A 21,061-nucleotide genomic window follows, 5' to 3' on the forward strand; every position below is an offset into this window, starting at 1 on the left:
CCATGACGACCACGACCACACCACCCAAGGACGTCACCTCGCCGTCCGAGACACCGCCCGCCCTGCACGTGCTCGCGCAGAGCGTGCGGACGAACATGCGCCAGTACGGCATGCTCATCGCGCTCGTCTTCATCGTCGTGCTGTTCCAGATCTGGACCGACGGCACGCTGCTGCTGCCGAACAACGTCTCCAACCTGATCCAGCAGAACGGCTACATCCTCATCCTGGCCATCGGCATGATGATCGTGATCATCGCCGGCCACATCGATCTGTCCGTCGGCTCCCTGGTGGCCTTCGTCGGCGCCATGTCGGCGGTGATGATGGTCGAGCACGACATGCCATGGGTGCTCGCACTCGTGCTCTGTCTGCTGATAGGCGCGGTCGCCGGGGCCTGGCAGGGCTACTTCATCGCGTATCTGGGCATCCCGTCGTTCATCGTGACGCTGGCCGGGATGCTGCTCTTCCGGGGCCTGACGCAGATCGTGCTCGGGGGCCAGTCGCTGTCGCCGTTCCCGGAGGGCTTCCAGAAGATCGCCAAGGGCTTCATCCCGGAGATGGGCCCGTACACGCAGTACCACAACCCGACCCTCCTCATCGGTCTGGCCACCGTCGTCTTCCTGCTCGTTCGCGAGGGGCGGGACCGCAAGCGCCAGCTGGCGTACGAGCTGGACGTGCTGCCGACGGGACTGTGGGTGCTGAAGTGCGTGGCGATGACCGCCGCGGTCATCGCCTTCACCCTGACGCTCGCGAGCTTCCACGGGGTGCCGGTGGTCATGCTGATCATGTGCGCGCTGCTGCTCGGACTCGGTTACGTCATGCGCAACGCGGTCGTCGGGCGCCATGTGTACGCGCTCGGGGGCAACAAGGCCGCGGCGATGCTCTCCGGTGTCCGGGACAAGAAGGTCACCTTCCTCGTCTTCGTCAACATGGGCGTCCTCGCGGCGCTCGCCGGCTGCGTCTACGCGGCCCGGCTGAACGCGGGCACCCCGCAGGCGGGGCTCAACTTCGAACTGGAGGCGATCGCGGCGGCGTTCATCGGCGGCGCCTCGATGAGCGGCGGCGTGGGCACGGTGATGGGAGCCGTGATCGGCGGCCTGGTCCTCGGTGTCCTCAACAACGGGATGTCCCTGGTCGGCATCGGCACGGACTACCAGCAGGTCATCAAGGGGCTCGTCCTGCTCGCCGCGGTCGGCTTCGACGTCTGGAACAAGCGCAAGGTCGGCGCGTAGGGTCCTTCGTTCGGATCGAGCCGACGTACGCCGAAGGGCCGGACGTACGCCGAAGGGCCGCACCCCGGAACGGGATGCGGCCCTTCGTGTGCCGTACGGATCAGGCAGCCGACAGCTCGACCTTGATGTTGCCGCGGGTCGCGCTGGAGTACGGGCAGACCTGGTGGGCCTTCTCGATCAGCGACTGGGCCGTGGCCCTGTCGACGTTCGGGATGGAGGCGGTGATCGCGACCTCCAGGCCGAAGCCGCCGGCCTCGGTCTTGCCGATGCCGACCGAAGCGGTCACGGTCGACCCGGAGATGTCGGCCTTCTCCTGCCGGGCGACCACACCGAGGGCGCCCTGGAAGCAGGCGCTGTAGCCGGCCGCGAAGAGCTGCTCCGGGTTGGTGCCCGCTCCGCTGCCGCCCATCGCCTTCGGCGGGTTGACGACGACGTCGAGGTTGCCGTCGTCGGTGGAGACACGGCCGTCGCGGCCGTTCTCCGCCGTGGCGACCGCGGTGTAGGCGACGTCTATCTGCTGAATGGTCATGCCGAGGATTCCTCCTGCTGATGCGCCGCGACTCGCGCCCACGATCGCGACGGCCTGCCGGAGAGCCTAACGGGTGACCGGATCCGGCCGGGGGCCGGTCAGACCAGCGAGACGATCATCTTGCCGGTGTTCTCGCCGCGCATCAGGCCGAGGAACGCTTCGAAGCCGTTCTCGATGCCCTCGACGGCCGTCTCCTGGTACTTCAGCTCGCCGGAGGCCAGCCAGCCGGCGACATCCTGCACGAACTGCGGCTGGAGCGCGGCGTGGTCGCCCACGAGCATGCCCTGAAGACGCAGCCGCTTGCCGATGACCAGCGCGAGGTTGCGCGGGGCGGGGGTCGGCTCGGTCGCGTTGTACTGGGCGATCATTCCGCAGATGGTGGCGCGGCCGTGCACGTTGAACGAGGAGAGCGCCGCCTCCAGGTGCTCGCCGCCGACGTTGTCGAAGTAGACGTCGATCCCGTCCGGGGCGGCCTCGCGCAGCTGCTGGGCGACGGGGCCGTTCTTGTAGTTGAAGGCGGCGTCGAAGCCGAACTCCTCGACGAGGAGCTTGACCTTCTCGTCGGAGCCCGCCGAGCCGATGACCCGTGCGGCACCCTTGATCTTCGCCAGCTGGCCGACCTGGCTGCCGACGGCACCGGCCGCGCCGGAGACGAAGACGGTGTCGCCCTCCTTGAAGGAGGCGACCTCGAACAGACCGGCGTAGGCGGTGAGTCCGGTCATGCCGAGCACACCGAGGTAGGCGGAGAGCGGGGCCAGGGAGGCGTCGACCTTCACGGCGTGCTTGGCCGGGACGTCGGCGTACTCCCGCCAGCCGAGGCCGTGCAGGACGTGGTCGCCGACGGCGAAGCCCTCGGCGTTCGAGGCGACGACCTCGCCGACCGCGCCGCCCTCCATGGGGTGGTCGAGCTTGAAGGGCGGGGTGTACGACTTCACATCATTCATCCGGCCGCGCATGTAGGGATCGACCGAGAAGTGCAGGTTGCGGACGAGGACGCGGCCCTCGGCCGGGGCGGTGACGGGGGCCTCACGCAGCGCGAAGTCCGCGGCCTCGGGCCAGCCGTTCGGACGGCGAACGAGGTGCCACTCACGGCTGGAGGTGGGGAGAGCTGCAGACATGGGCTCGGGTTCTCCTAGATGCCTTCCGGGGGAAGCAGAAAATGCTTCATGATGTGAAACAACCATGCTCCTGAATATTTCACCTTGTCAAGCAAGTGAGTATCCTGTGTGTCATGGCCACCCCGCGTACAGACCCCGTGACCCTCGAAGTGGTCGAGCTGATCGGCACCGTAGTGGCGCGCTACCACGAGGAGTACGACCGGGCAGCCGCCGCGCACTCACTGACCGGCGCGCAGGCCCGGGTGCTCGGGCTGCTCTCCCTGGAGCCGATGCCCATGCGGAAGGTCGCCCGGAAACTGCGGTGCGAGCCGTCGAACATCACCGGCATCGTGGACCGGCTGGAGGCCCGCGGCCTCGTGGAACGGCGGCCCGACCCGGCCGACCGGCGCGTGAAGCTCGCCGCCCCCACCGAGAAGGGCATCGGCACCGCGCGTCAGCTGCGCGAGGCCCTCGGCTTCGCCCGTGAGCCGCTCGCCGAGCTGTCGGAGGGCGAGCGGACGGTGCTGCGGGACCTGCTGCGCCGCATGGTGGGCACCGAGATCGACTGAGCCGGGGTCCGCTACGACAGGCCCTGGGGCTTGCCGTAGCGGGTGCGGCAGCCCGTCACGTGCACCACCACAGGAACCAGTCGCACGTCTCGGTCGGCTCCGGGGTGGGGGCCGGAGGCGGTGGCGGTGCGGGCCGGGTCGTTTCACCGGCCGGGCCGGACGGGTCGGCCGAGCCGCCGGAGTCGTCCGGGACGGGCGGCACGCTCGCCGAGGCGGACCCGGAGGGCGAGGAAGTGGCCGCCGGGGAGGCGGAGCCGGAGGGCTCGGCGGTGGGCGCCGCGGCCGATGCCTTCGCGGTGCCGGACGCCTCGCCGGATCCCGCGGTGCGGCCGGAGGCCGTGGGACGTGCGGTGGGGCTGTCCACCGGTCCGGGGCCGTCGGGCGCGTCGCTCGCCGGCCGTTCCGGCAGGGGCTCCGCGGTCGTGACGGACTCGCTCACGTACTCGGCGGCGCCGCTGTCGCCCTCCGGTGCGGTGGCCAGCCGGGTCACGCCGAGCGCGCCGACCGCGAGCACGACCCCCAGCGCCGCGAACAGCGCCTTACGGCCCCGTCGCCGGTGACCTCGCCGGCCCCGCCCCTGACGCTCGCCCGCACCGTGTCCGGCCCTCCGGCCGCGTGCGGGCTCGGCGGCACGCCGACGGCGCCCTCCGGCCACGGGGGGCTCGCGGGTGTCGCCCGGCGGTTCCGGTTCGTAGCCGGAGGGTGCGGGCACGGCATAGGGGCCGAGCGCCTCGGCGGGGGTTCCGCAACCGGCGCAGGCCAGGGCGCCGTTGAGGTGTCGTCGGCACGGTCGGCAGTAATCCATGGCGCCCGCAGAGTAGACGTGCGCGGATCGACGGAGGAAGGCGCTCAGGTGAGGATCGTGTGTGGAAGCACGCCTTCCGCGGCGTGGGAGTCCGATCTGTGTGACAGCGCTCCGATAAGCGCCACACACGGGAGGATGGGCGACATGACCGCTCCCGCCCCGTTCGGGCCGTTCGAATTCCAGCTCGTCCTGCTGCGCCGGATGGCCGACCACCAGCCGGAGCTCGTCGAGGACGCGCGCCGGGAGCTGAGCGCTTCGCTCGCCGACATGCGGGAGGCCAACCGGCGCTGGCAGGCCATGACGCGGGCACCGCGGGGGCGCGGGGCGCTGCGCCGCTACCGCTCCGTGCTCGGGGAGCCCGAGCTGTCCGTACGCCGCACCGTCGGTGATCTGGAGTGCGACGCGCTGTTCTGGCCGGTGCCGCTCTGGCCCGGCCTGCGGTTCGAGGTGATGGCCGCGCCGGGCGGAGCCGTATGGAACGAGTGGCTGGTCCGCGCGCCGGGGACGGCCGGCCCCGAGCTGCGTACCGCCGGGGATCTGCTCCCCTGGTCGTGCACCGTGGACGAGGTGGCCAGGGCCTTCGCACCGGCCAGGCCGATGGAGGGCAGCGCGCCGACCCGGTGGGCGCTGGCCTTCACCGACCCAGGCAGCGGACGACCGTACGTCGCGGAGTTCACCTGGGGTCTGTTCCAGCGGCTGCTGCCCGGCTGACCTGGCGATCCGTCAGCTCCATACCCCCCTACGGCTCATCCCAGCGCGCGCTGCGCCGCCCCGAGGGCAACGATGCAAGGAGAACCGGCTGCCGCCGGTACCCCGTCCCAGCGTTCTCGGGAGAACCTGCCGTGACCGTCAGTCTTGAGCAGTTGCGCCGTTGCCACATCGCCGTCGATCTCGGGGCCGCGAGGACCCGTGTGTACGTCAAGGGGCTGGGGCTCGTCGTCGACGAGCCGAGTGTCGCCGCCGTGAACACCCGTACCGGTTCGCTCATCGCCGTCGGCGCGCTCGCCGAACAGATGACCGGCCGGACGCCCGCCTACATCCGGGTGGCCCGCCCGGTCTCCGGTGGAACCGTCGTCGACATCGAGATGGCCCAGCGCATGCTGCGTCATCTGCTCGGCGAGAAGCTCCGCCGCCAGCTGCGCCGCAAGCCCCGGCTGCGGGCCGCCGCCTGCACCCCGCACGACAGTGATCCGCTCGCCCAGCGCGCCGCCGTCGAGACCCTGGTCGGGCTCGGTGCCCGGCGGGTCGAACTCGTCGACACCCTGATCGCGGCGGCCGTCGGCTGCGGACTCCCCGTGGAGCAGCCGACCGCCACCATGATCATGGTGTGCGGGGCGGCCACCACCCAGATCGCGGTGCTCTCGCTCGGGTCGATCGTGACCGCCGTACGGATTCCGGTCGGCGGCAACGCCATCGACCACGCGATCATCCAGCACCTGCGCCAGCAGCACGAGCTGATGCTCCCGAGCCAGTCCGTGCGCCCCCTGCAACTGGCGCTCAGCGGCAACGGGCTGACGCTCACGGGCCCCGCGCTGACCGAGATCCACGGCCGCGACGTGGCCACCGGTCTGGCCCGCTCGGTGCAGGTCGACACCGCCGCCGTACGGCAGGCCATCCACACCCCTCTCACGGCGGTGCTGGACGGGCTCGGCAAGGTCCTGCGCGACTGCCCGCCCGATCTGGTGGCCGACCTCGCGGACCGCGGCATCATGATGGTCGGCGGCAGCGCGCTGCTGCCCGGCCTCGACCAGATGCTGCGCGACGCGACGGGCATGCCCGTGCACATCGCCGAACGGCCCGACGTATGCTCCGTGCTCGGTCTCGGCGCCATGCTGGACGGCAAGATCCAGCCGATGGTCCTCGACCCGCTCGCCGGCTGACCGCCGGCGTCGCCGGAGGGCGAGCCGCATGCCCCGGGAATGCACAGCACAGGACACGGAGCTGGTCACGAAGCGGAACTCCGGGCAGGACGAGGACGCGGGTGCCGGTGTGCGGCGCGCCGCGGCGCCCCGGCTGCCCGAGCTGCTGGAGGCGGTGCTCAGCGTCGGCTCCGATCTCGACCAGCGCGCCACGCTCCAGCAGATCGTGGACACCGCCACCGCGCTGACCGGCGCGCGCTACGGGGCGCTCGGCGTCCTGGACCCGGTGCGCGACCGCATCACCGAGCTGTACACGGCCGGCCTCACCGAAGCGGAACGGCTGCGCATCGGCCGGCTCCCGCACGGTCACAACGGCGTCATCGGGCTGCTCGTCGACGACCCGCAGCCGCTGCGCTGCGAGGACCTGAGCACCGATCCGCGCGCCTTCGGCGTCCCGCCGGGCCATCCTCCGATGCACTCCTTCCTCGGGGTCCCGATCCGGGTGGACACCGAGGTGTTCGGCAATCTCTATCTGGCGGACAAGCGCTCCGGCGGCTTCGACGCCACGGACACGGGACTGCTGAGGGTCCTCGCCGCCCAGGCGGGCATCGCGCTCGGCAACGCCCGGCTGTACGAGACGGCCCGCCAGCGGGAGCGCTGGATCGCGGGGGCCGCCGCCGTCACCACGGCGCTGCTGACCCGCGCCGACGCCACGGACGCCCTGACGACCGTCGCCGAGCAGGCCAGGGTGCTGGCCGGGGCATCGGCCGGGGTGATCCTCCAGCCGACGCCGGAGGGCGGGATGGAGATCGTCACGGCCTCCACCCCCGGGGACCCGACCGCCATCGTCGGTACGGTCATCGAGCCCGGCTCCCCCGTCCTCGTACAGCTCCTGGGCGGCGAACCCGTCTACATCGACGACTCGGCGTCCGATCCCCGGATGACGACGCCGGTACGGTCCCGGTTCGGCCCCAGCATGATGCTGCCGCTGCAGAGCGGGGGCCGCCTCATCGGCACCCTCGCCCTGCCCCGGGGGCGCGGTGCGCCCCCGTATTCGGCGGTGGAGCGGACGCTCGCCTCGCAGTTCGCCTCGCACGCCGCACTGGCCCTGGTCCTGGCGGACTCCCAGCACAACAGGGAGCAGCTCGCGGTGTACGAGGACCGCGACCGGATCGCCCGTGACCTGCACGATCTGGTCGTCCAGCGGCTGTTCGCGACCGAGATGATGCTGGAGTCGACGCGCCGCCGGGGCACCGCCCCGGAAACCGACGAACTGCTCGGCAGGGCCGTGGACGAGCTGGACTCCACGATCCAGGAGGTCCGGACCACGATCTTCGCCCTCCAGCAGCCGCCCGCCGAGGCGCCCACCACCTTCCGGGGCCGGGTCCTGCGCGAGACGGGGGGCGCGGCGGCGGTGCTCGGCTTTCAGCCGTCGGTGCACTTCACGGGGGCCGTGGACGCGCTCGTCGGGGAGCCCGTCGCCACGGACCTCCTCGCCGTGCTGCGCGGCGCCCTGGCCGCCGCGCACCGGCGGGCCGGGGTCTCCGGCATCGAGGTCGAGGTGGACGCGACGGTGCGTCCGCCCGCCGGCGGCGCTGCGGTGCGGCTCGTGGTCGCCGACGACGGGCGCGAGGCGGACGGCACGCGGTCGCCGACCGTCACCTGGCAGGCGCCGCTCTGAGGGCGATCCGGGTGTTGGAGTGGGCGACGCCCGCTTCCCGTTTCAGGCGGCGCAGCAGTGTGTCCAGGGCGCCCGGGTCGGCCGCGGTCGCCCGGACGAGGTAGTCGTGCCCGCCCGTCACGTGCACCACCTCCGTGATGCCGGGAAGCATCAGCACCGAGCGCTCGAACTCCTCGTTCGTCGTGTCGAGGCGCAGGGACACGTCGATGAAGACGACCAGACCCGAACGGGTGTCGGCGGCCGGGTCGACGATGACGGTGAAGCCACGGATGACCCCGTCGCGGCGCATGCGGCGTACCCGGTCGCCCGCGGCGTTCGCGCTGAGTCCCACGCGTACGCCCAGGTCTCGGTACGAGATCCGCGCATCCTCCTGGAGGACGGAGAGGATTTCTCTGTCGAGCCTGTCCATACTGCGATTGTCGCAGCATGTGGGGGAAAACGGCGGTGCGGAGCACGGACACCGGTCCCCGGGCCCTTGCCCCGCATGGAGCATTCCAGCGGGCTCGTGACGCTCCCGCGCCCTTGACTTGTGCCGTGCATACCGTCGTCGAGCAGCCGCGTACCCCCGCAGCGGAGTCGTCCGCCGCCCCCTACCGCAACCTCGCGATGGCGACCGTCGGCTTCGCGCTGACCTTCTGGGCCTGGAACCTCATCGCCCCGATGTCGGGGGACTACAAGGACAGGCTCGGGCTGAGCTCCTTCGAGCAGTCCTTCCTGGTCGCCGTGCCGGTGCTCGTCGGTTCGCTGGGCCGCATCCCGGTGGGCGCGCTCACCGACAAGTACGGCGCGCGGCTGATGTTCCCGGTGATCTCGGCGCTGACGGTCGTCCCCGTCCTGCTGCTGATCCCGGCGAAGAACTCCTACGGCGCGATGCTCGCGGTCGGCTTCCTGCTGGGTCTCGGCGGCACCACGTTCGCCATCGGTGTTCCGCTGGTCAACTCCTGGTTCCCGCCCGCCAAGCGCGGCTTCGCCCTCGGGGTGTTCGGCATGGGGATGGGCGGGGTGGCGCTGTCCGGCTACTTCACCCCCCGGATCGCGAAGCACGGCGACAACCTGCCCTTCCTCGTGGTGGGCGGGGCGCTGGTGGTCTACGCCCTCCTCGCCGCCGTACTGGTCAACGACCGACCGGACCGGAAGATCCCGACCGACACCCTGGCGCACCGCCTGGGCGAGGCCGGGAAGCTGCGGGTCACCTGGGAGCTGTCGGCGCTGTACGCGATCGGCTTCGGCGGCATCGTCGCCTTCGGGGTGTACCTGCCGACGTACCTGAAGACCTGGTACGAGCTCTCGCCGACCGACGCGGGCACCCGTGCCGCCGGGTTCGCTCTGGTCACGGTCGTCTTCCGGCCGATCGGCGGCTGGCTCTCGGACCGCGTCCACCCGGCGCTGGTCACCTCGGTGGCCCTGCTGGTCGCCGCGCTGATGGCGATCGTCCAGGCGTTCGACCCGCCGCTGGTGCCTGGCGGCACCATCGCCCTGCTCTGCATGGCGGCCGGTCTCGGCACCGCGAGCGGCAGCGTCTTCGCCCTGGTGTCACAGGTGACGCCCCAGCCCAAGGTGGGCAGCGTGACGGGCATCGTGGGCGCGATGGGCGGTCTGGGCGGCTTCGTACCGCCGCTGGTGATGGGCGCGATCTTCAGCGCGAAGGACTCGTACTCAATCGGCTTCATGCTGCTGTCCGATCTGGCGCTGGCCGGCTGCGTGTACGCGTACGGCAGGATGCGGACCATCCAGCGCGACGACTGACGCCTCAACGGGGGGGGCGGGTTCGCCGGCCCCGGGGAACCCTCGCGGCCCTGACACTACGCTTCGCAGGGTGACGCCTCTTCTGCCTGCACTCCAGGACCTGTCCGGCCCCACGGCTTCCAGGGAAGCCGTCCGGTTCGGCGAACACTCCCTGACCTACGCACAGTTGGCCGCCGCCGCGGACGCGCTCGCGGTCCGTGTCGCGGGTGCGGGGCGGGTCGCCGTCTGGGCCACGCCGACGCCCGAGACGGTCGTCGCGGTGGTGGCGGCGCTGCGGGCGGGGGTGCCCGCCGTACCGATCAACCCGAGTACGGGCGAGCGCGAACTGGCGCACATCCTCGCCGACAGCGCGCCCTCGGTGGTGCTGGCCGGGGCAGCCGACGTGCTCCCTGCCGGGCTGGCCGGGCTGAAGCGCCTGGACACCGACACGGGCGCCGCCTCCCCGGGCGCCGCCTTCCCCGACCCCTCCCCCGAGGCTCCCGCGCTGATCGTCTACACCTCCGGCACCACGGGCCCGCCCAAGGGCGCGGTCCTGCCCCGCCGCGCGATCGCCGCCTCGCTGGACGCCCTGGAGGACGCCTGGCAGTGGACCGGCGAGGACGTCCTCGTCCACGCCCTGCCGCTGTTCCATGTGCACGGCCTGATCCTCGGCGTGCTCGGGCCGCTGCGCCGGGGCGGTTCGGTGCGCCACCTCGGCCGCTTCTCCGTCGAGGGCGTGGCGGGCGAGCTGCTCTCCGGGGGCACGATGCTGTTCGGTGTGCCGACGATGTACCACCGGCTGGCCGAGGCGCTCGGCGAGCCGACGGGCGCCCCCGGGCTCACCAAGGCGCTCGCGGGCGCCCGGCTGCTGGTCTCCGGCTCGGCGGCGCTGCCGGTCCACGACCACGAGCGGATCGCGGCGGCGACCGGCCGCCGGGTCATCGAGCGGTACGGGATGACGGAGACCCTGATGAACACAGGCGTCCGGGCCGACGGCGAACCCCGCCCCGGGACCGTCGGGCCGCCCCTGCGCGGGGTCGCCCTCCGCCTGGTCGAGGAGGACGGCACCCTGCTCACCGACGACCCGGCCGCCATCGGCGAGATCCAGGTGCGCGGCCCGAACCTCTTCACCGGCTATCTGAACCGGCCCGACGCGACGGCCGACGCCCTCACGGAGGACGGCTGGTTCCGTACGGGCGACATGGCCACGGTCGACGCCGACGGCTATGTGCGGATCGTCGGCCGCAAGGCCACCGATCTGATCAAGAGCGGCGGTTACAAGATCGGCGCGGGCGAGATCGAGAACGCCCTGCTGGAACACCCCGGCGTCCGCGAGGCCGCCGTCACGGGCGAGCCCGACCCGGACCTCGGTGAGCGGATCGTCGCCTGGGTGGTGCCCGCCGAGCCCGGTTCGCCGCCTTCGGCGGAGGAGCTGGCCGACCATGTGGCGCGCCTGCTGGCCCCGCACAAGCGACCGCGCACGGTCCACTGCCTGGAGGCCCTCCCCCGCAACGACCTGGGAAAGATCATGAAGCGGTCACTGGGTCTCTGACGTGCCGACGCGCACGGTGACGAATGGTTGGTTAGCGTGAAAAACCGGACGCATCACCGAGCGAAGAGAGAGCAGTGTCATGGCCGAAACACCTGAGGGCACGCCGATCTGGGCGGATGCCATGTTCCCCGACGTCGAAGCGGCCAAGAGCTTCTACGCGGACGTGCTGGGCTGGTCCTACGGCGAGGCGTCGCCGGAGTTCGGCAACTACACCCAGGCGTACGCGGACGGGAAGGCGGTGGCCGCCGTGTCGCCGCCCATGCCCGGCCAGGACAGCCCGGCCGCGTGGTGTCTGTACCTCGCGTCGTCGGACGCCGCCGCCACCGCGGGCAAGGTCCGCGACAGCGGCGGTCAGGTCCTGCTGGAGCCGATGCAGGTCGGCGAGTTCGGCACGATGGTGCTGGCCGCCGACCCGGGCGGGGCGGTGTTCGGGGTCTGGCAGCCGGACACGCACAAGGGCTTCGAGGCGCAGGCCGTTCCCGGTGCGTTCTGCTGGGCCGAGGTCTTCACCCGGGAGCCGGAGAAGTCGGACACCTTCTTCCCCCGCCTCTTCCCCTACAAGGTGAAGAAGATGGACGACGACGCCATCGACTTCGCCGTCTACAACGTGGGCGAGGACACCGTCCTCGGGCGGATGAAGATGACGGAGGAGTTCCCGCCCGAGGTGCCGTCGTACGTCAACGTGTACTTCACCGTCGAGGACTGCGACGCGGCGGTCGCGAAGGCGACGGAGCGCGGCGCGGTGCTGCGGTTCGGGCCGATGAGCAGCCCGTTCGGGCGGTTCGCGGCGCTGACCGACCCGCAGGGAGCGGCGTTCTCGGTCATCGACGTCACCACCACCGAGGGCGAGATGCCCTCACTGAGCTGAGCGGCACCGGCCGCGGGATCCACACGGAACACGCCGGGACCTCCGGCCGCTCCCCCGGGCCGCGGGTGAGCGCACCGCGGAATCCGGGCGACTCCCGGCCAATCCGCACGGGCTCCGGTGACGAATGGAGTGCGTGAGGGATGCGGTACGGCCTCGCGGCATTCGGAAGGTGCCGCGGGGCCGGTTCACAGCAGTCCTCGCCCCCGGGGTTCACACGCGCTCAGGGATCACATCGCGGGCACGAGGAGCGCGGGCGGTCGCGGCCCGGGGACGACCAATCCGGGACGGCGCGGGCGACGAATCACTTGCATGAGAGTCGTCGTTCCCGTCCTGAGCCGTTCCCGTGCCGACCGAGGCCGGGCCGGGATTCCGGCCGGTCCCGCCGCCGAAGCCAGAGACGTGATCAGCAGATACCTGGCGAGCTGGGGCCTGCAGAGCATCGCCGACGACGTGCTTCTGGTCGCGACGGAACTGTTCACCAACGCCCTCCGCTACGGCACACCGCCCTGGGGTACGCGCATGTGGCTCCTGCCGGACGGCCGAGGACGGCGGTACGTGCGCCTCGAAGTCACCGACGCCGGCCCGGGAATCGACGTCGACCGGGTACGTGCCCACTGGCGTCACCCCTCCGGCTCGCTGATGACCAGCGGACGCGGCCTGTTCATCGTGGACACGCTCGCGACCCGCTGGGGCGACGACCGGTCCGGCCCCGGGCACACGGTGTGGGCGGAACTGGAAGTGACGTCCGACCTTCCCACCGCCCGTCCCGCGACGGGCTTACCGCGTCCCGTCCGTGCGTGTCCGGCTCCGAGGAAGATGGGTTTTCGGGGTTGAAGTTGCCGTAGCGGCAGCTTCTACCGTCGTGAACAGGGCCGGAACGACCGGCCCGGCGACACACGTGCGGGAGCAACGATGGACTGGCCGATCTCCGAAGTGGCCCGAATGTCGGGTGTCACCGCCCGGACACTGCGCCACTACGACGAGACCGGCCTGCTGCCACCGGCCCGTATCGGCGCCAACGGTCACCGCTACTACGAGGAGCAGCAGCTCCTGCTGCTGCAGCAGATCCTCGTGCTGCGGGCCCTGGGCGTCGGGCTGCCGGAGATCGGCCGCATCCTCTCCGATCAGGTCGACGAGGTGGATGCCCTGCGGGGCCACCACCGGCGGCTGCTCGCGGAGAGGGACCGCCTCGACGCCCTGGCCGGCACCGTCTCCCGCACGATCGCCGAACTGGAGCGATCCAGGAAGGATGGCCACCCCATGACCATCAACCGACCCGAGAACCTCTTCGAAGGCGTCCAGCCCACCCATTACGCGGACAACATGCGGGACTTCCCCGAACTCGCCGAGGAGGTCGGACGGCGGGCTGCCACGATGAGCCAGGCCGACGCGGACGCCGGGCACCGTGAGCGCACGGCGCAGATGATCCGGCTGGCCGAACTCATGGCCTCGGGCCACGCGGCCGACGCCGAGCCGGTGCAGGCCGAGATCGACGCCCAGTACCGGGCGCTGACCCAGCTGCGCAGCGTCTCCGCCGAGGAGTACCGGGCCATCGGACACTCCTGTGTGGAGAACGACGTCTGGCGCACCGCGTACGAGTCGATCGCCCCTGGTCTGGCCGCGTACCAGCGCGACGCCATCGACGCCTACGCCGCCACCCGGCTGAGCTGAACCGCTGCCGTCCTGGTGCTGATCCGGGCGGCCGGCTTCCGGGCCGCGGAGGGCTGACCGCGACCGCTCGGGACGCGTGCCGTCGGCTCCGGCCGGTGCCGACGGCATGCGCGCGCCCGGAGATCAGCCTCGGCCCGCGACGTCGTCCGCGGTCGGGACCGGCGCCGTGCGGGCGGCAGGAAGCCCGAAGGAATCCCGGCAGTGCACGAGCAGTTCGCGAAGGGCCGGGCTCTTGGCCGGCGCGGAGACGAGGGCCAGCACCGCAGCGATGTCGGCGTCGGTAATGGGCACGGTCCGCAACCGCGGGTGCTGGGCGAGCATGGATGCGGACAGAACCGCCACGCCCAGTCCCCGCTCGGCCAGATGCAGCACCGCGCCCGGCGCGCCGGCCTGGAGAGCCACGGTGGGTGTGAGGCCGCGTGCGGCCGAGGCCTGGTCCAGTACGGCCCGGATGCCGGTACCCCGGGGCAGGCAGATCACGGGATGGGCGCTCAACTCGGCGAGAGTGACGCCGTCCTCCTCGGCCAGCGGGTGTCCGTGCGGCACCGCCGCGACGATCGGCTCACTGAGCACCTGCTGTCCGTCCAGATCCTCCGGAGCCCGGTCGGCCGCCCCGATCAGCGCGAGGTCGACGGCTCCCTCACGGACGTACTCCACCAGTTGGGCGGACTCGCCCTCGACGAGACTGATCTCCACGCCCGGGTGGGCCCGATGGAAGCTCGCCAGGGCATCGAACAGCGGAGTGACCGTACACGCCGTCACCATGCCGACGACCAGACGGCCGCGTACCAGGCTGTTCATCTCGTCCACCGCGCGCCGCAGCGCCTCCACGGCGGCGAGAACAGCGCGCGCGTGGTCGGCGGCCACCTCCCCCACCGCGGTCAGTCCGGCGCTGCGGCCGGACCGGTCGATGAGGGTCGCGCCGAGGTCGTTCTCCAGTTGGCGGATCTGTGCACTGATCCCTGGCTGGCTGATGTGCACGCGCTCGGCGGCCCGGGTGAAGTTGGCTTCCTCCGCCACGGCCAGGAAGTACGTCAGCTGCCTGAGTTCCATAACTTTTGATTATAGAAGCGATCGAAAGGATTGCTTGGACTTATTTCGGACCGACGTTGGATCATGGCGATGCCCGAATTCGCCCTCCATGGAAGGAACGTCGTGCCCGAGAACGAGAAGGCATGGAAGCCCGAGGACCTCACCCGCCTCTTCGTGGAGCGCGCCAATGCCGGTGACGCCGCCGGCCTTGCCGCGCTGTACGAGGAGGGGGCGGTGATGGCCTACCCGCCCGGCAGCACCACGGTGGGCCGCGAAGCCATCCGCGAACTCTGGGAGACGGTGCTCGCCCGAGCTCCGCGCTTCGAGGCGGAGGAGCCGCTCCCGACTCTTGTCTGCGGCGACATCGCCCTGACCGCCACGCCACCGAAGGACGGCTCGGGCGCCCGCGCCCAGGTGGCCCGCCGTCAGGCCGACGGCAGCTGGCTGCGCATGATCGACCAGCCGGAGTTCCGTCCGCCGGCCGACTGATCCGCCTGAAGCGCCACCGGCCGGCCCGGGTCGACCGAGCGGGCCCGTCAGGCCCGCAGGCCGGGGCCGGCCTCCTGGGACGCCGCACGACCGATCTGACCACGTTCCATCGGATTGCGAATTCCGCATCAAAAATGCTTACACACAACGAAATTCGCACTGCATATATGACTCAACGACTGTATAGCATTCCGGCAGCACGCAACTGCTCCGAAAACCGAAGATCGATATGGGGTCTCGCATGCCCAGATTCAATGATCACGAGCTCGGAATGCACCGGAAGATCACGCGCCGCGACTTCCTCGACGGAGTGGCCGTCACCGCAGTCGGCGCGACCGCGGCGATCGCACTCCCCGGCCTGGCACATGCCGCCCCCGACGCGTCGGGTGGCCACGGACACACCCACGGGCACGGCAGGCCGACCGCGCCGTACCCGCCCACCGCGACCGGCTTGCGGGGCCAGCAGCCGGGCGCGTACGACGTGGCGCACGCGGTGCGTGACGGCGACTTCGCGCCGGGTCGCATATCGGATACCCGTGAGACCTACGACCTGGTCGTGGTCGGCGGCGGGCTGAGCGGACTGGCCGCGGCCTACCTCTACCGCAAGCACGCCGGCCCGAGGGCCCGTGTGCTCGTTCTCGACGCCCTCGACGACTTCGGCGGGCATGCCCGGCGCAACGAGTTCCAGGTCGGCCGCACACAGTTGCTGTCCAACGGCGGCACCGTCAACATCGATACCCCGAGCACCTGGTCGCGCGGGGCCCGCGACCTGCTCACCAAGGATCTCGGCGTCGACCTGAAGGCGCTGGAAGCCACGGTCAAGGGCGACGCGTACGCGCCGTACTCCCTCCGCAGCGGCACCCTCTTCAACTCCGAGCGCTGGGGCAAGGACCAGCTGGTCATCCGCGAATCCGGCGAGTCCTGGGCGTCGTACGCGACCAAGCTGCCGATGAGCGAGGCGAGCCGGGCCGCGCTGGTTCGCCTGTACACGACGACCGAGGACTTCTACCCCGGACTGACGGACACCCAGAAGAAGGAAATCCTCGCCCGCACCCCGTACGAGACCTATCTGCGCCAGAACCTCGGCCTGGACGACGACGCGCTGGAGGTCGTCAAGCGGGGAACCAACGGCCTCTGGGGCGTGAACGTCGACCACGTCGCCGCGGCCGACGCGTGGGCGACCGGACAGCCGGGCTTCGGCGGCCTGGGACTCGAACACACTCCGTGGCCGGGGGCCGGGCTGACCCCGCTGATGCACCTCGCCGAGACCGAGGAGGACGGCAACTTCTACTTCCCCGAGGGCAACGCGTCGCTGGCCCGCCTGCTGGTCAGCAAGCTCGTCCCACACGCCTTCGACGAGCGCAGGCCGGACTGGCGGGAGATCGTCACCGCGAAGGCGGACTACTCCCGCCTCGACGACCGGGACAGTCCCGTCCGCATCCGGCTGGCGAGCACGGCCTTCCAGGTCCGCAACGAAGGCCGGCACGGCGCGGTGGTCGACTACTCGAAGGGCGGCCTCAGCCATCGGGTCCGGGCCAAGGGCGTGGTCATGGCCTGCTGGAACTCCGTCTCCTCGTACGTCGTGCCCGAGTTGCCGCCGGAGCAGGTCACCGCGATGCGCTACGGCACGAAGGTGCCGTTGGTGTACGCGCGGGTGGCACTGCGCGACTGGCGGGCCTTCGCCGACGCCCGTGTCTCCCGGGTCAGCACGCCCTCGATGTTCTTCTCCAGCTTCGGCCTGCCGACGGTCACCGAGATCGGTGACTTCACGATGCCGCACCGCCCCGAACTGCCCACCGTGGTATCCCTTTCGGCGACCCCGAGCTCCCCCGGTCTGGTCTGTCGCGAGCAGCACAAGGCAGGCCGCCGCACACTGATCAGGATGTCGTTCGAGGACTTCGAGCGCGAGATCCGCGACTCGATGACCCGCTCCCTGGGCGACTACGGCTTCGACCCGGCCCGCGACATCTCGGCCATCACGGTCAACCGCTGGGCCCACGGGTACGCCTACGAGTACAACTCCCTCGACGATCCGTCCCTGTTCCAGCCCGAGTCGCAGCGCCCGTACGCCCAGGCCCGCCGCCCGGTCGGGCGGATCGCCATCGCGAACTCCGACGCGGAAGCGTTCGGTTACACGCACGCCGCCTTCGACGCGGCGATCCGCGCCGTGGCACACCTCCTGTGAGCCTGCGGTGACGTGAGGTCCCGTGCCGCCCACGGCACGGGACCTCTTGTTCACCCAGCCGGCCGGAGCGCGGTGCGGACCAGGAGCGCGACGAAGTGTCCGGACACCCCACCGAAAACGCCACACCATGTCACCCCCGGAGCACCGTGCGCACCGGTTAGCGTCGCCGCATGACTCACAGCCTTGTCGTCCACGTGCCCGACACCGACCTCGAACCCGAGCCGCTCGACCCCGCGCAGATCGTCTCCGGCTCGCCGGAGGTGACCGGCAAGGTCGTCTGGGAGTCGGAGGACGGCCGTCGGCTGCGCGGCGTCTGGCAGATCACTCCGGGAGTCGTCACCGACACCGAGGTGGACGAGATGTTCGTCGTACTCAGCGGCTCGGCCACCATCGAGGTGGAGGGCGGGCCGACGCTGACGGTCGGGCCGGGAGACCTCGCCGTGCTGCACGAGGGCGACCGCACCACCTGGACGGTGCACGAGACGCTGCGCAAGGCGTACGCGATCGACCTCGGGGAGGGCGGGACGTCGTCCTAGCCGTACGACCCTGCCGTCAGCTCCCCTCGCGCAGGCCCCACGGCGAGCCGTACTCGGTCAGCAGGTCGAGGAAGGGGCGGGGCGGCAGGGCTTCGGGGCCGAGGACGCCGCTCCCGGACCAGGCTCCGCTCGCGACGAGTTCGAGGGCGATGACCGGGTTGACGGCCGTCTGCCACACCACCGCCTGGGATCCGTACTCGCCCATCGACCACTGGTTGTCGACGACGTGGTAGAGGTAGACCTCGCGTGCCGACCCGTCCTTGGTGCCCTTGACCCACGTGCCCGCGCAGGTCTTGCCCGTCATACGGTCGCCCAGGGTGGCCGGGTCGGGCAGGCAGGCCGCGACCACGTCACGCGGGGACACCTCCACGGGCCCGTTCTCCGAGGGGACGGTGACCTTCTCGATGGCGTCCAGACCGAGCTCGTGCAGGGTCTTCAGTCTGGCGATGAAGTCGTCGCCGAGACCGTACTTGAACGTCACCCGGCGGGCGTCGATCCAGCGCGGGATGAGCAGGACCTCTTCGTGCTCGACGTTGACGCACTCCACCGGGCCGATGCCCTCGGGGAAGTCGAACACCTCCGGTTCACTGAAGGGAGCGGTGGTGAACCAGCCGCGGTCCTTCTCGTACACCACCGGGGGGTTGAGGCACTCCTCGATCGTCGTCCAGATGCTGAAGGACGGGGCGAAGTCGTAGCCCTCGACCGCCAGGTTGGCTCCGTCGCGGACGCCGATCTCCTCGATCTCGTCGAAGAGTTCGTCCGCCGCGTAGCGGGCGAAGACGTCCGAGAGTCCCGGTTCCACGCCCATACCGACCAGGGCCAGCCGTCCGGAACGCTCCCAGGTGCCGGCCTGTTCGAACTGCGCGTCGCCGAGCTTCACGCCGCACCGCTCGTGCGGGTGGGTGGCGTGCGGCGCGGACAGGGACATCGCCATGTCGAGATAGTGCGTGCCCGCCGCGCGCGCCGCGTTGAACAGCGGCATCACGAACCGTGGATCGGTCGCGTTGAGCAGGGCGTCACAGCTCTCCTCGGCGAGCACCTGACGCACCGCCTCCTCGTCGGAGGCGTCCAGGCGCCTCGCGCTGAACCGGTCGCCGTGCCCCTCGAGCGCGGCGACCGCCGCCTCCGCGCGTGCGAGGTCGTAGTCCGCGACGACCATGTGGGTCAGGAAGTCGCGGCGGGCCGCGATCCGGGTGACGGCCGTACCCACGCCGCCCGCTCCCACGAGAAGTACGCGCATCTCACACACCTTTCAGTTGCCGGAAACGGTTGTCTCCGGGCTGGGCACGATGCAACGGGACTCCGGGGGTTAAGGTCAACGCCGTTGGCATAAGGGTCTCGATGTGCGGTGAGCAGGGAGCGTCGACGTGGCGAAACACGTGGTGCCGGAGTCGGAACGACGCAGGCGCAGGCCGACGAGGCAGGGCACGGTGCTGTCCGAGAAGGTCATCGTGCAGACCGCGCTACGGATGCTGCGTGAACACGGAAGCACCGGACTGACGGCCCGCAGGCTGGGCGCGGCCCTGGGCGCCGACCCCAGCACCCTCTACCGGTACTTCGCCGGCCTGGACGATCTGACCCGGGCCATCGGTGAGGAGCTCATGGGGCGGGCCCTGGACACCTGGACGGCCACCGGAGAGTGGCGGTCCGACCTGCGTTCCCTCGGTCAGGCCATCCACGCGTCCTATCTCGCCCACCCCCAGGCCGCCGTGCTGACCGCCAGCCGGGTCACCGGGCGTCCGCGGGAGATCGCGGTGGACGAGACGATCCTCGGGATCCTGCGCGTCGCGGGCTTCCCGGACGCGGACGCGGTCGCCGTCTACCACGCGTTCATCGACCTCAGCCTGGCCTTCGCCGCTCTGGACGCCGGGTCCCTGGCACTGACCGACGAGGCCCTCGCAGCGGACGAGGAGATGTGGAATTCCACGTACGCCGAACTGTCCGCCGACACCCATCCGCACATTGCCGCCACCGCGCGGCTCCTGGCCGGGCGGATGACGCACAGCGCCTACCCCGTCGTCCTCGAAACGCTGCTGAACAGCGCGGCGGGGGAACTCACCCGGATACGCGCCCAGCGGCACTCCCGCCCCGCGGACGAACCGCGGCACGGACGACCTGAGGCAGCTCCGCGCCCCGGCGCGGGAGCAAAATGAACCCACAAAACGCGTTTCCCAAGCTCAGAACGATTCTGCTTGGGCTTCCTCGGTGGGGCGGGTGGGACTCGAACCCACGGCCGACGGATTATGAGTCCGCTGCTCTAACCGGCTGAGCTACCGCCCCGTTTCGGCGTGGCGCGTACACGTGTGCGCGCCGTCTGCCGCAGCATAGCCGGTCATACGATCTCTCGCTCCGGCATGCCCGTCTTCACGTGACCATGAGGACTGCGCTGGTGGCTGCCCGGTTCCGGTCGTCGCGAACTCCCCACGAAAGAGTCACGGCGGGAGTCCGCCCACGAGGCATGGACGGACGGAACGGGCACACGAAAAAGGACCCCGAGGGGTCCTCTTCCGTTCTGCTCCTCCGACTGGACTCGAACCAGTAACCTGCCGGTTAACAGCCGGCTGCTCTGCCAATTGAGCTACAGAGGATCGCGCTCCCCCGACTGGACTCGAACCAGTAACCTGCCGGTTAACAGCCGGCTGCTCTGCCAATTGAGCTACAGGGGATTGCTGCGTTGCCTCGAATCGTACCTACCTGGCGGCTGCCGGGCGGCGCGCGTTCGCTGCGACACATACATTAGCGCAAGCAGGGGGGTGCTCCGCCAATCGGTTCCACCCGGGGTGATCTCGGGTGCCCACGGGTAGGCGGGCAGGCAGATGTCGCACGGAGCGAAGGAAGGGTGGCAGCCATGCGGTACCGGCTCACGTTCATCGCCGGAGTGGCCCTCGGTTACGTGCTCGGCACGCGAGCCGGGCGCGAGCGTTACGAGCAACTGAAGAAGTCCGCGCAGCAGCTGGCCCAGAACCCGGCCGTCCGGAACGCCGCGGAGTCGGCGGCCCAGGGCAGCCGGGAGTTCGCCGGCAAGGCGTACCACTCGGTGAGCGAGAAGGTGGGCGACACGGTCGGTGACCACGTGCCCGCGTCCGTCGCCGACCGGGTGCGCTCGCTGCGCGAGCGCAGCGCGCAGAACGGCGGCGACGACTGGGGCACCACCAATACCTAGGCCGTGTCCGCAAAGTCTCGTCTGGCCGGCGGTGCTTTGCGGACACTCCCTAGGCGCTCTCCTTCGGCCGG

Annotated in this window: 21 protein-coding genes and 3 tRNA genes; 15 read left to right on the forward strand and 9 right to left on the reverse strand. The window is 70.9% G+C overall.

Annotation, left to right across the window (positions count from 1 at the left end; genetic code table 11):
- Positions 1-2 precede the first annotated feature (2 nt).
- On the forward strand, positions 3-1,229 hold the full coding sequence (gene mmsB, locus OG230_RS11160) for a multiple monosaccharide ABC transporter permease (protein ID WP_328910018.1): 1,227 nt from the start codon (positions 3-5) through the stop codon (positions 1,227-1,229).
- Between the two features lie 100 nt (positions 1,230-1,329).
- On the opposite strand, the gene OG230_RS11165 is transcribed toward mmsB, so the two are convergent.
- Both OG230_RS11165 and OG230_RS11170 read right to left on the reverse strand, forming a co-directional pair.
- Entirely contained in the window at positions 1,330-1,758 is a 429-nt protein-coding gene (locus tag OG230_RS11165; protein WP_328910019.1) for an organic hydroperoxide resistance protein, read from the reverse strand.
- A 98-nt stretch (positions 1,759-1,856) separates the two neighbouring features.
- Positions 1,857-2,876, reverse strand: coding sequence for an NADP-dependent oxidoreductase (locus OG230_RS11170; RefSeq protein ID WP_328910020.1), 1,020 nt, complete (start codon positions 2,874-2,876; stop codon positions 1,857-1,859).
- A gap of 113 nt (positions 2,877-2,989) precedes the next feature.
- Here OG230_RS11170 and OG230_RS11175 point away from each other — a divergent pair, with 113 nt between their 5' ends.
- Positions 2,990-3,424, forward strand: coding sequence for a MarR family winged helix-turn-helix transcriptional regulator (locus OG230_RS11175; protein ID WP_328910021.1), 435 nt, complete (start codon positions 2,990-2,992; stop codon positions 3,422-3,424).
- Positions 3,425-3,479: 55 nt separating this feature from the next.
- On the opposite strand, the gene OG230_RS11180 is transcribed toward OG230_RS11175, so the two are convergent.
- The gene (locus OG230_RS11180; RefSeq protein WP_328910022.1) at positions 3,480-4,229 is read right to left on the reverse strand and encodes an SCO2400 family protein; all 750 of its coding nucleotides are present in this window, start codon (positions 4,227-4,229) and stop codon (positions 3,480-3,482) included.
- A 144-nt stretch (positions 4,230-4,373) separates the two neighbouring features.
- Between OG230_RS11180 and OG230_RS11185 the strand changes: the two genes are divergently transcribed.
- The 3 genes from OG230_RS11185 (at position 4,374) to OG230_RS11195 (ending at position 7,769) form a co-directional block, all read left to right on the forward strand.
- On the forward strand, positions 4,374-4,940 hold the full coding sequence (locus OG230_RS11185) for a hypothetical protein (protein WP_328910023.1): 567 nt from the start codon (positions 4,374-4,376) through the stop codon (positions 4,938-4,940).
- 131 nt (positions 4,941-5,071) lie between these two features.
- Entirely contained in the window at positions 5,072-6,109 is a 1,038-nt protein-coding gene (locus OG230_RS11190) for a rod shape-determining protein (RefSeq protein WP_328910024.1), read from the forward strand.
- A gap of 28 nt (positions 6,110-6,137) precedes the next feature.
- Positions 6,138-7,769 carry a GAF domain-containing sensor histidine kinase gene (locus OG230_RS11195; RefSeq protein WP_328910025.1) on the forward strand — a complete coding sequence of 544 codons (1,632 nt, stop codon included), beginning with the start codon at positions 6,138-6,140 and terminating at the stop codon, positions 7,767-7,769.
- Here OG230_RS11195 and OG230_RS11200 read toward each other — a convergent pair.
- Positions 7,747-8,178 (reverse strand): Lrp/AsnC family transcriptional regulator, encoded by a 432-nt coding sequence (locus tag OG230_RS11200; RefSeq protein WP_328910026.1) that lies wholly within the window; start codon positions 8,176-8,178, stop codon positions 7,747-7,749. The two genes, OG230_RS11195 and OG230_RS11200, sit on opposite strands and share 23 nt — an antisense overlap.
- A 197-nt stretch (positions 8,179-8,375) precedes the next feature.
- On the opposite strand from OG230_RS11200, the gene OG230_RS11205 reads away from it, so the two are divergent.
- From OG230_RS11205 to OG230_RS11225, 5 genes are all read left to right on the forward strand, one after another.
- Positions 8,376-9,515, forward strand: a complete 1,140-nt coding sequence (locus OG230_RS11205; protein WP_328911368.1) for a nitrate/nitrite transporter — start codon at positions 8,376-8,378, stop codon at positions 9,513-9,515.
- 70 nt (positions 9,516-9,585) lie between these two features.
- On the forward strand, positions 9,586-11,046 hold the full coding sequence (locus tag OG230_RS11210) for an acyl-CoA synthetase (RefSeq protein WP_328910027.1): 1,461 nt from the start codon (positions 9,586-9,588) through the stop codon (positions 11,044-11,046).
- A 79-nt stretch (positions 11,047-11,125) separates the two neighbouring features.
- Complete coding sequence (locus OG230_RS11215) at positions 11,126-11,914, forward strand: VOC family protein (RefSeq protein WP_328910028.1); 789 nt, start codon at positions 11,126-11,128, stop codon at positions 11,912-11,914.
- Between the two features lie 309 nt (positions 11,915-12,223).
- A complete protein-coding gene (locus OG230_RS11220; RefSeq protein ID WP_328910029.1) occupies positions 12,224-12,748 on the forward strand; it encodes an ATP-binding protein in 525 nt (174 codons plus the stop codon).
- 78 nt (positions 12,749-12,826) lie between these two features.
- A complete protein-coding gene (locus OG230_RS11225; protein WP_328910030.1) occupies positions 12,827-13,585 on the forward strand; it encodes a MerR family transcriptional regulator in 759 nt (252 codons plus the stop codon).
- 123 nt (positions 13,586-13,708) lie between these two features.
- Here OG230_RS11225 and OG230_RS11230 read toward each other — a convergent pair whose 3' ends face one another.
- Complete coding sequence (locus OG230_RS11230; RefSeq protein ID WP_328910031.1) at positions 13,709-14,638, reverse strand: LysR substrate-binding domain-containing protein; 930 nt, start codon at positions 14,636-14,638, stop codon at positions 13,709-13,711.
- Between the two features lie 102 nt (positions 14,639-14,740).
- Here OG230_RS11230 and OG230_RS11235 point away from each other — a divergent pair, with 102 nt between their 5' ends.
- From OG230_RS11235 to OG230_RS11245, 3 genes are all read left to right on the forward strand, one after another.
- Positions 14,741-15,106, forward strand: a complete 366-nt coding sequence (locus OG230_RS11235) for a YybH family protein (RefSeq protein ID WP_328910032.1) — start codon at positions 14,741-14,743, stop codon at positions 15,104-15,106.
- Positions 15,107-15,347: 241 nt separating this feature from the next.
- Positions 15,348-17,291: an FAD/NAD(P)-binding protein gene (locus tag OG230_RS11240; protein WP_328910033.1), complete on the forward strand. Its 1,944-nt coding sequence runs from the start codon at positions 15,348-15,350 to the stop codon at positions 17,289-17,291.
- 170 nt (positions 17,292-17,461) lie between these two features.
- Positions 17,462-17,827, forward strand: a complete 366-nt coding sequence (locus tag OG230_RS11245) for a cupin domain-containing protein (protein WP_328910034.1) — start codon at positions 17,462-17,464, stop codon at positions 17,825-17,827.
- Positions 17,828-17,843: 16 nt separating this feature from the next.
- Here OG230_RS11245 and OG230_RS11250 read toward each other — a convergent pair whose 3' ends face one another.
- Complete coding sequence (locus OG230_RS11250; protein WP_328910035.1) at positions 17,844-19,067, reverse strand: saccharopine dehydrogenase family protein; 1,224 nt, start codon at positions 19,065-19,067, stop codon at positions 17,844-17,846.
- 127 nt (positions 19,068-19,194) lie between these two features.
- Here OG230_RS11250 and OG230_RS11255 point away from each other — a divergent pair, with 127 nt between their 5' ends.
- Complete coding sequence (locus OG230_RS11255; protein WP_328910036.1) at positions 19,195-19,980, forward strand: TetR/AcrR family transcriptional regulator; 786 nt, start codon at positions 19,195-19,197, stop codon at positions 19,978-19,980.
- A gap of 53 nt (positions 19,981-20,033) precedes the next feature.
- Here the strand turns inward: OG230_RS11255 and OG230_RS11260 are convergent.
- The 3 genes from OG230_RS11260 to OG230_RS11270 all read right to left on the reverse strand — a co-directional run bounded on the left by OG230_RS11260 (position 20,034) and on the right by OG230_RS11270 (position 20,493).
- Positions 20,034-20,107: transfer RNA gene (locus OG230_RS11260), tRNA-Ile, on the reverse strand.
- 235 nt (positions 20,108-20,342) lie between these two features.
- Positions 20,343-20,415, reverse strand: a tRNA-Asn gene (locus OG230_RS11265).
- A gap of 5 nt (positions 20,416-20,420) precedes the next feature.
- A tRNA-Asn gene (locus OG230_RS11270) sits at positions 20,421-20,493 on the reverse strand.
- Between the two features lie 182 nt (positions 20,494-20,675).
- Here OG230_RS11270 and OG230_RS11275 point away from each other — a divergent pair.
- Positions 20,676-20,990: a YtxH domain-containing protein gene (locus OG230_RS11275; protein ID WP_328911369.1), complete on the forward strand. Its 315-nt coding sequence runs from the start codon at positions 20,676-20,678 to the stop codon at positions 20,988-20,990.
- Positions 20,991-21,061 lie beyond the last annotated feature (71 nt).

Origin of the sequence: Streptomyces sp. NBC_00234 (assembly GCF_036195325.1) — a bacterium.
GTDB lineage: Bacteria > Actinomycetota > Actinomycetes > Streptomycetales > Streptomycetaceae > Streptomyces.

Bases quoted from the DNA above. Each gene is read 5' to 3' on its own strand.
- mmsB (WP_328910018.1), top strand. From the start codon at position 3: ATGACGACCACGACCACACCACCCAAGGACGTCACCTCGCCGTCCGAG.
- OG230_RS11165 (WP_328910019.1), bottom strand. From the start codon at position 1,758: ATGACCATTCAGCAGATAGACGTCGCCTACACCGCGGTCGCCACGGCG.
- OG230_RS11170 (WP_328910020.1), bottom strand. From the start codon at position 2,876: ATGTCTGCAGCTCTCCCCACCTCCAGCCGTGAGTGGCACCTCGTTCGC.
- OG230_RS11175 (WP_328910021.1), top strand. From the start codon at position 2,990: ATGGCCACCCCGCGTACAGACCCCGTGACCCTCGAAGTGGTCGAGCTG.
- OG230_RS11180 (WP_328910022.1), bottom strand. From the start codon at position 4,229: ATGGATTACTGCCGACCGTGCCGACGACACCTCAACGGCGCCCTGGCC.
- OG230_RS11185 (WP_328910023.1), top strand. From the start codon at position 4,374: ATGACCGCTCCCGCCCCGTTCGGGCCGTTCGAATTCCAGCTCGTCCTG.
- OG230_RS11195 (WP_328910025.1), top strand. From the start codon at position 6,138: ATGCCCCGGGAATGCACAGCACAGGACACGGAGCTGGTCACGAAGCGG.
- OG230_RS11200 (WP_328910026.1), bottom strand. From the start codon at position 8,178: ATGGACAGGCTCGACAGAGAAATCCTCTCCGTCCTCCAGGAGGATGCG.
- OG230_RS11205 (WP_328911368.1), top strand. From the start codon at position 8,376: ATGGCGACCGTCGGCTTCGCGCTGACCTTCTGGGCCTGGAACCTCATC.
- OG230_RS11215 (WP_328910028.1), top strand. From the start codon at position 11,126: ATGGCCGAAACACCTGAGGGCACGCCGATCTGGGCGGATGCCATGTTC.
- OG230_RS11220 (WP_328910029.1), top strand. From the start codon at position 12,224: ATGAGAGTCGTCGTTCCCGTCCTGAGCCGTTCCCGTGCCGACCGAGGC.
- OG230_RS11225 (WP_328910030.1), top strand. From the start codon at position 12,827: ATGGACTGGCCGATCTCCGAAGTGGCCCGAATGTCGGGTGTCACCGCC.
- OG230_RS11230 (WP_328910031.1), bottom strand. From the start codon at position 14,638: ATGGAACTCAGGCAGCTGACGTACTTCCTGGCCGTGGCGGAGGAAGCC.
- OG230_RS11240 (WP_328910033.1), top strand. From the start codon at position 15,348: ATGCCCAGATTCAATGATCACGAGCTCGGAATGCACCGGAAGATCACG.
- OG230_RS11245 (WP_328910034.1), top strand. From the start codon at position 17,462: ATGACTCACAGCCTTGTCGTCCACGTGCCCGACACCGACCTCGAACCC.
- OG230_RS11250 (WP_328910035.1), bottom strand. From the start codon at position 19,067: ATGCGCGTACTTCTCGTGGGAGCGGGCGGCGTGGGTACGGCCGTCACC.
- OG230_RS11275 (WP_328911369.1), top strand. From the start codon at position 20,676: ATGCGGTACCGGCTCACGTTCATCGCCGGAGTGGCCCTCGGTTACGTG.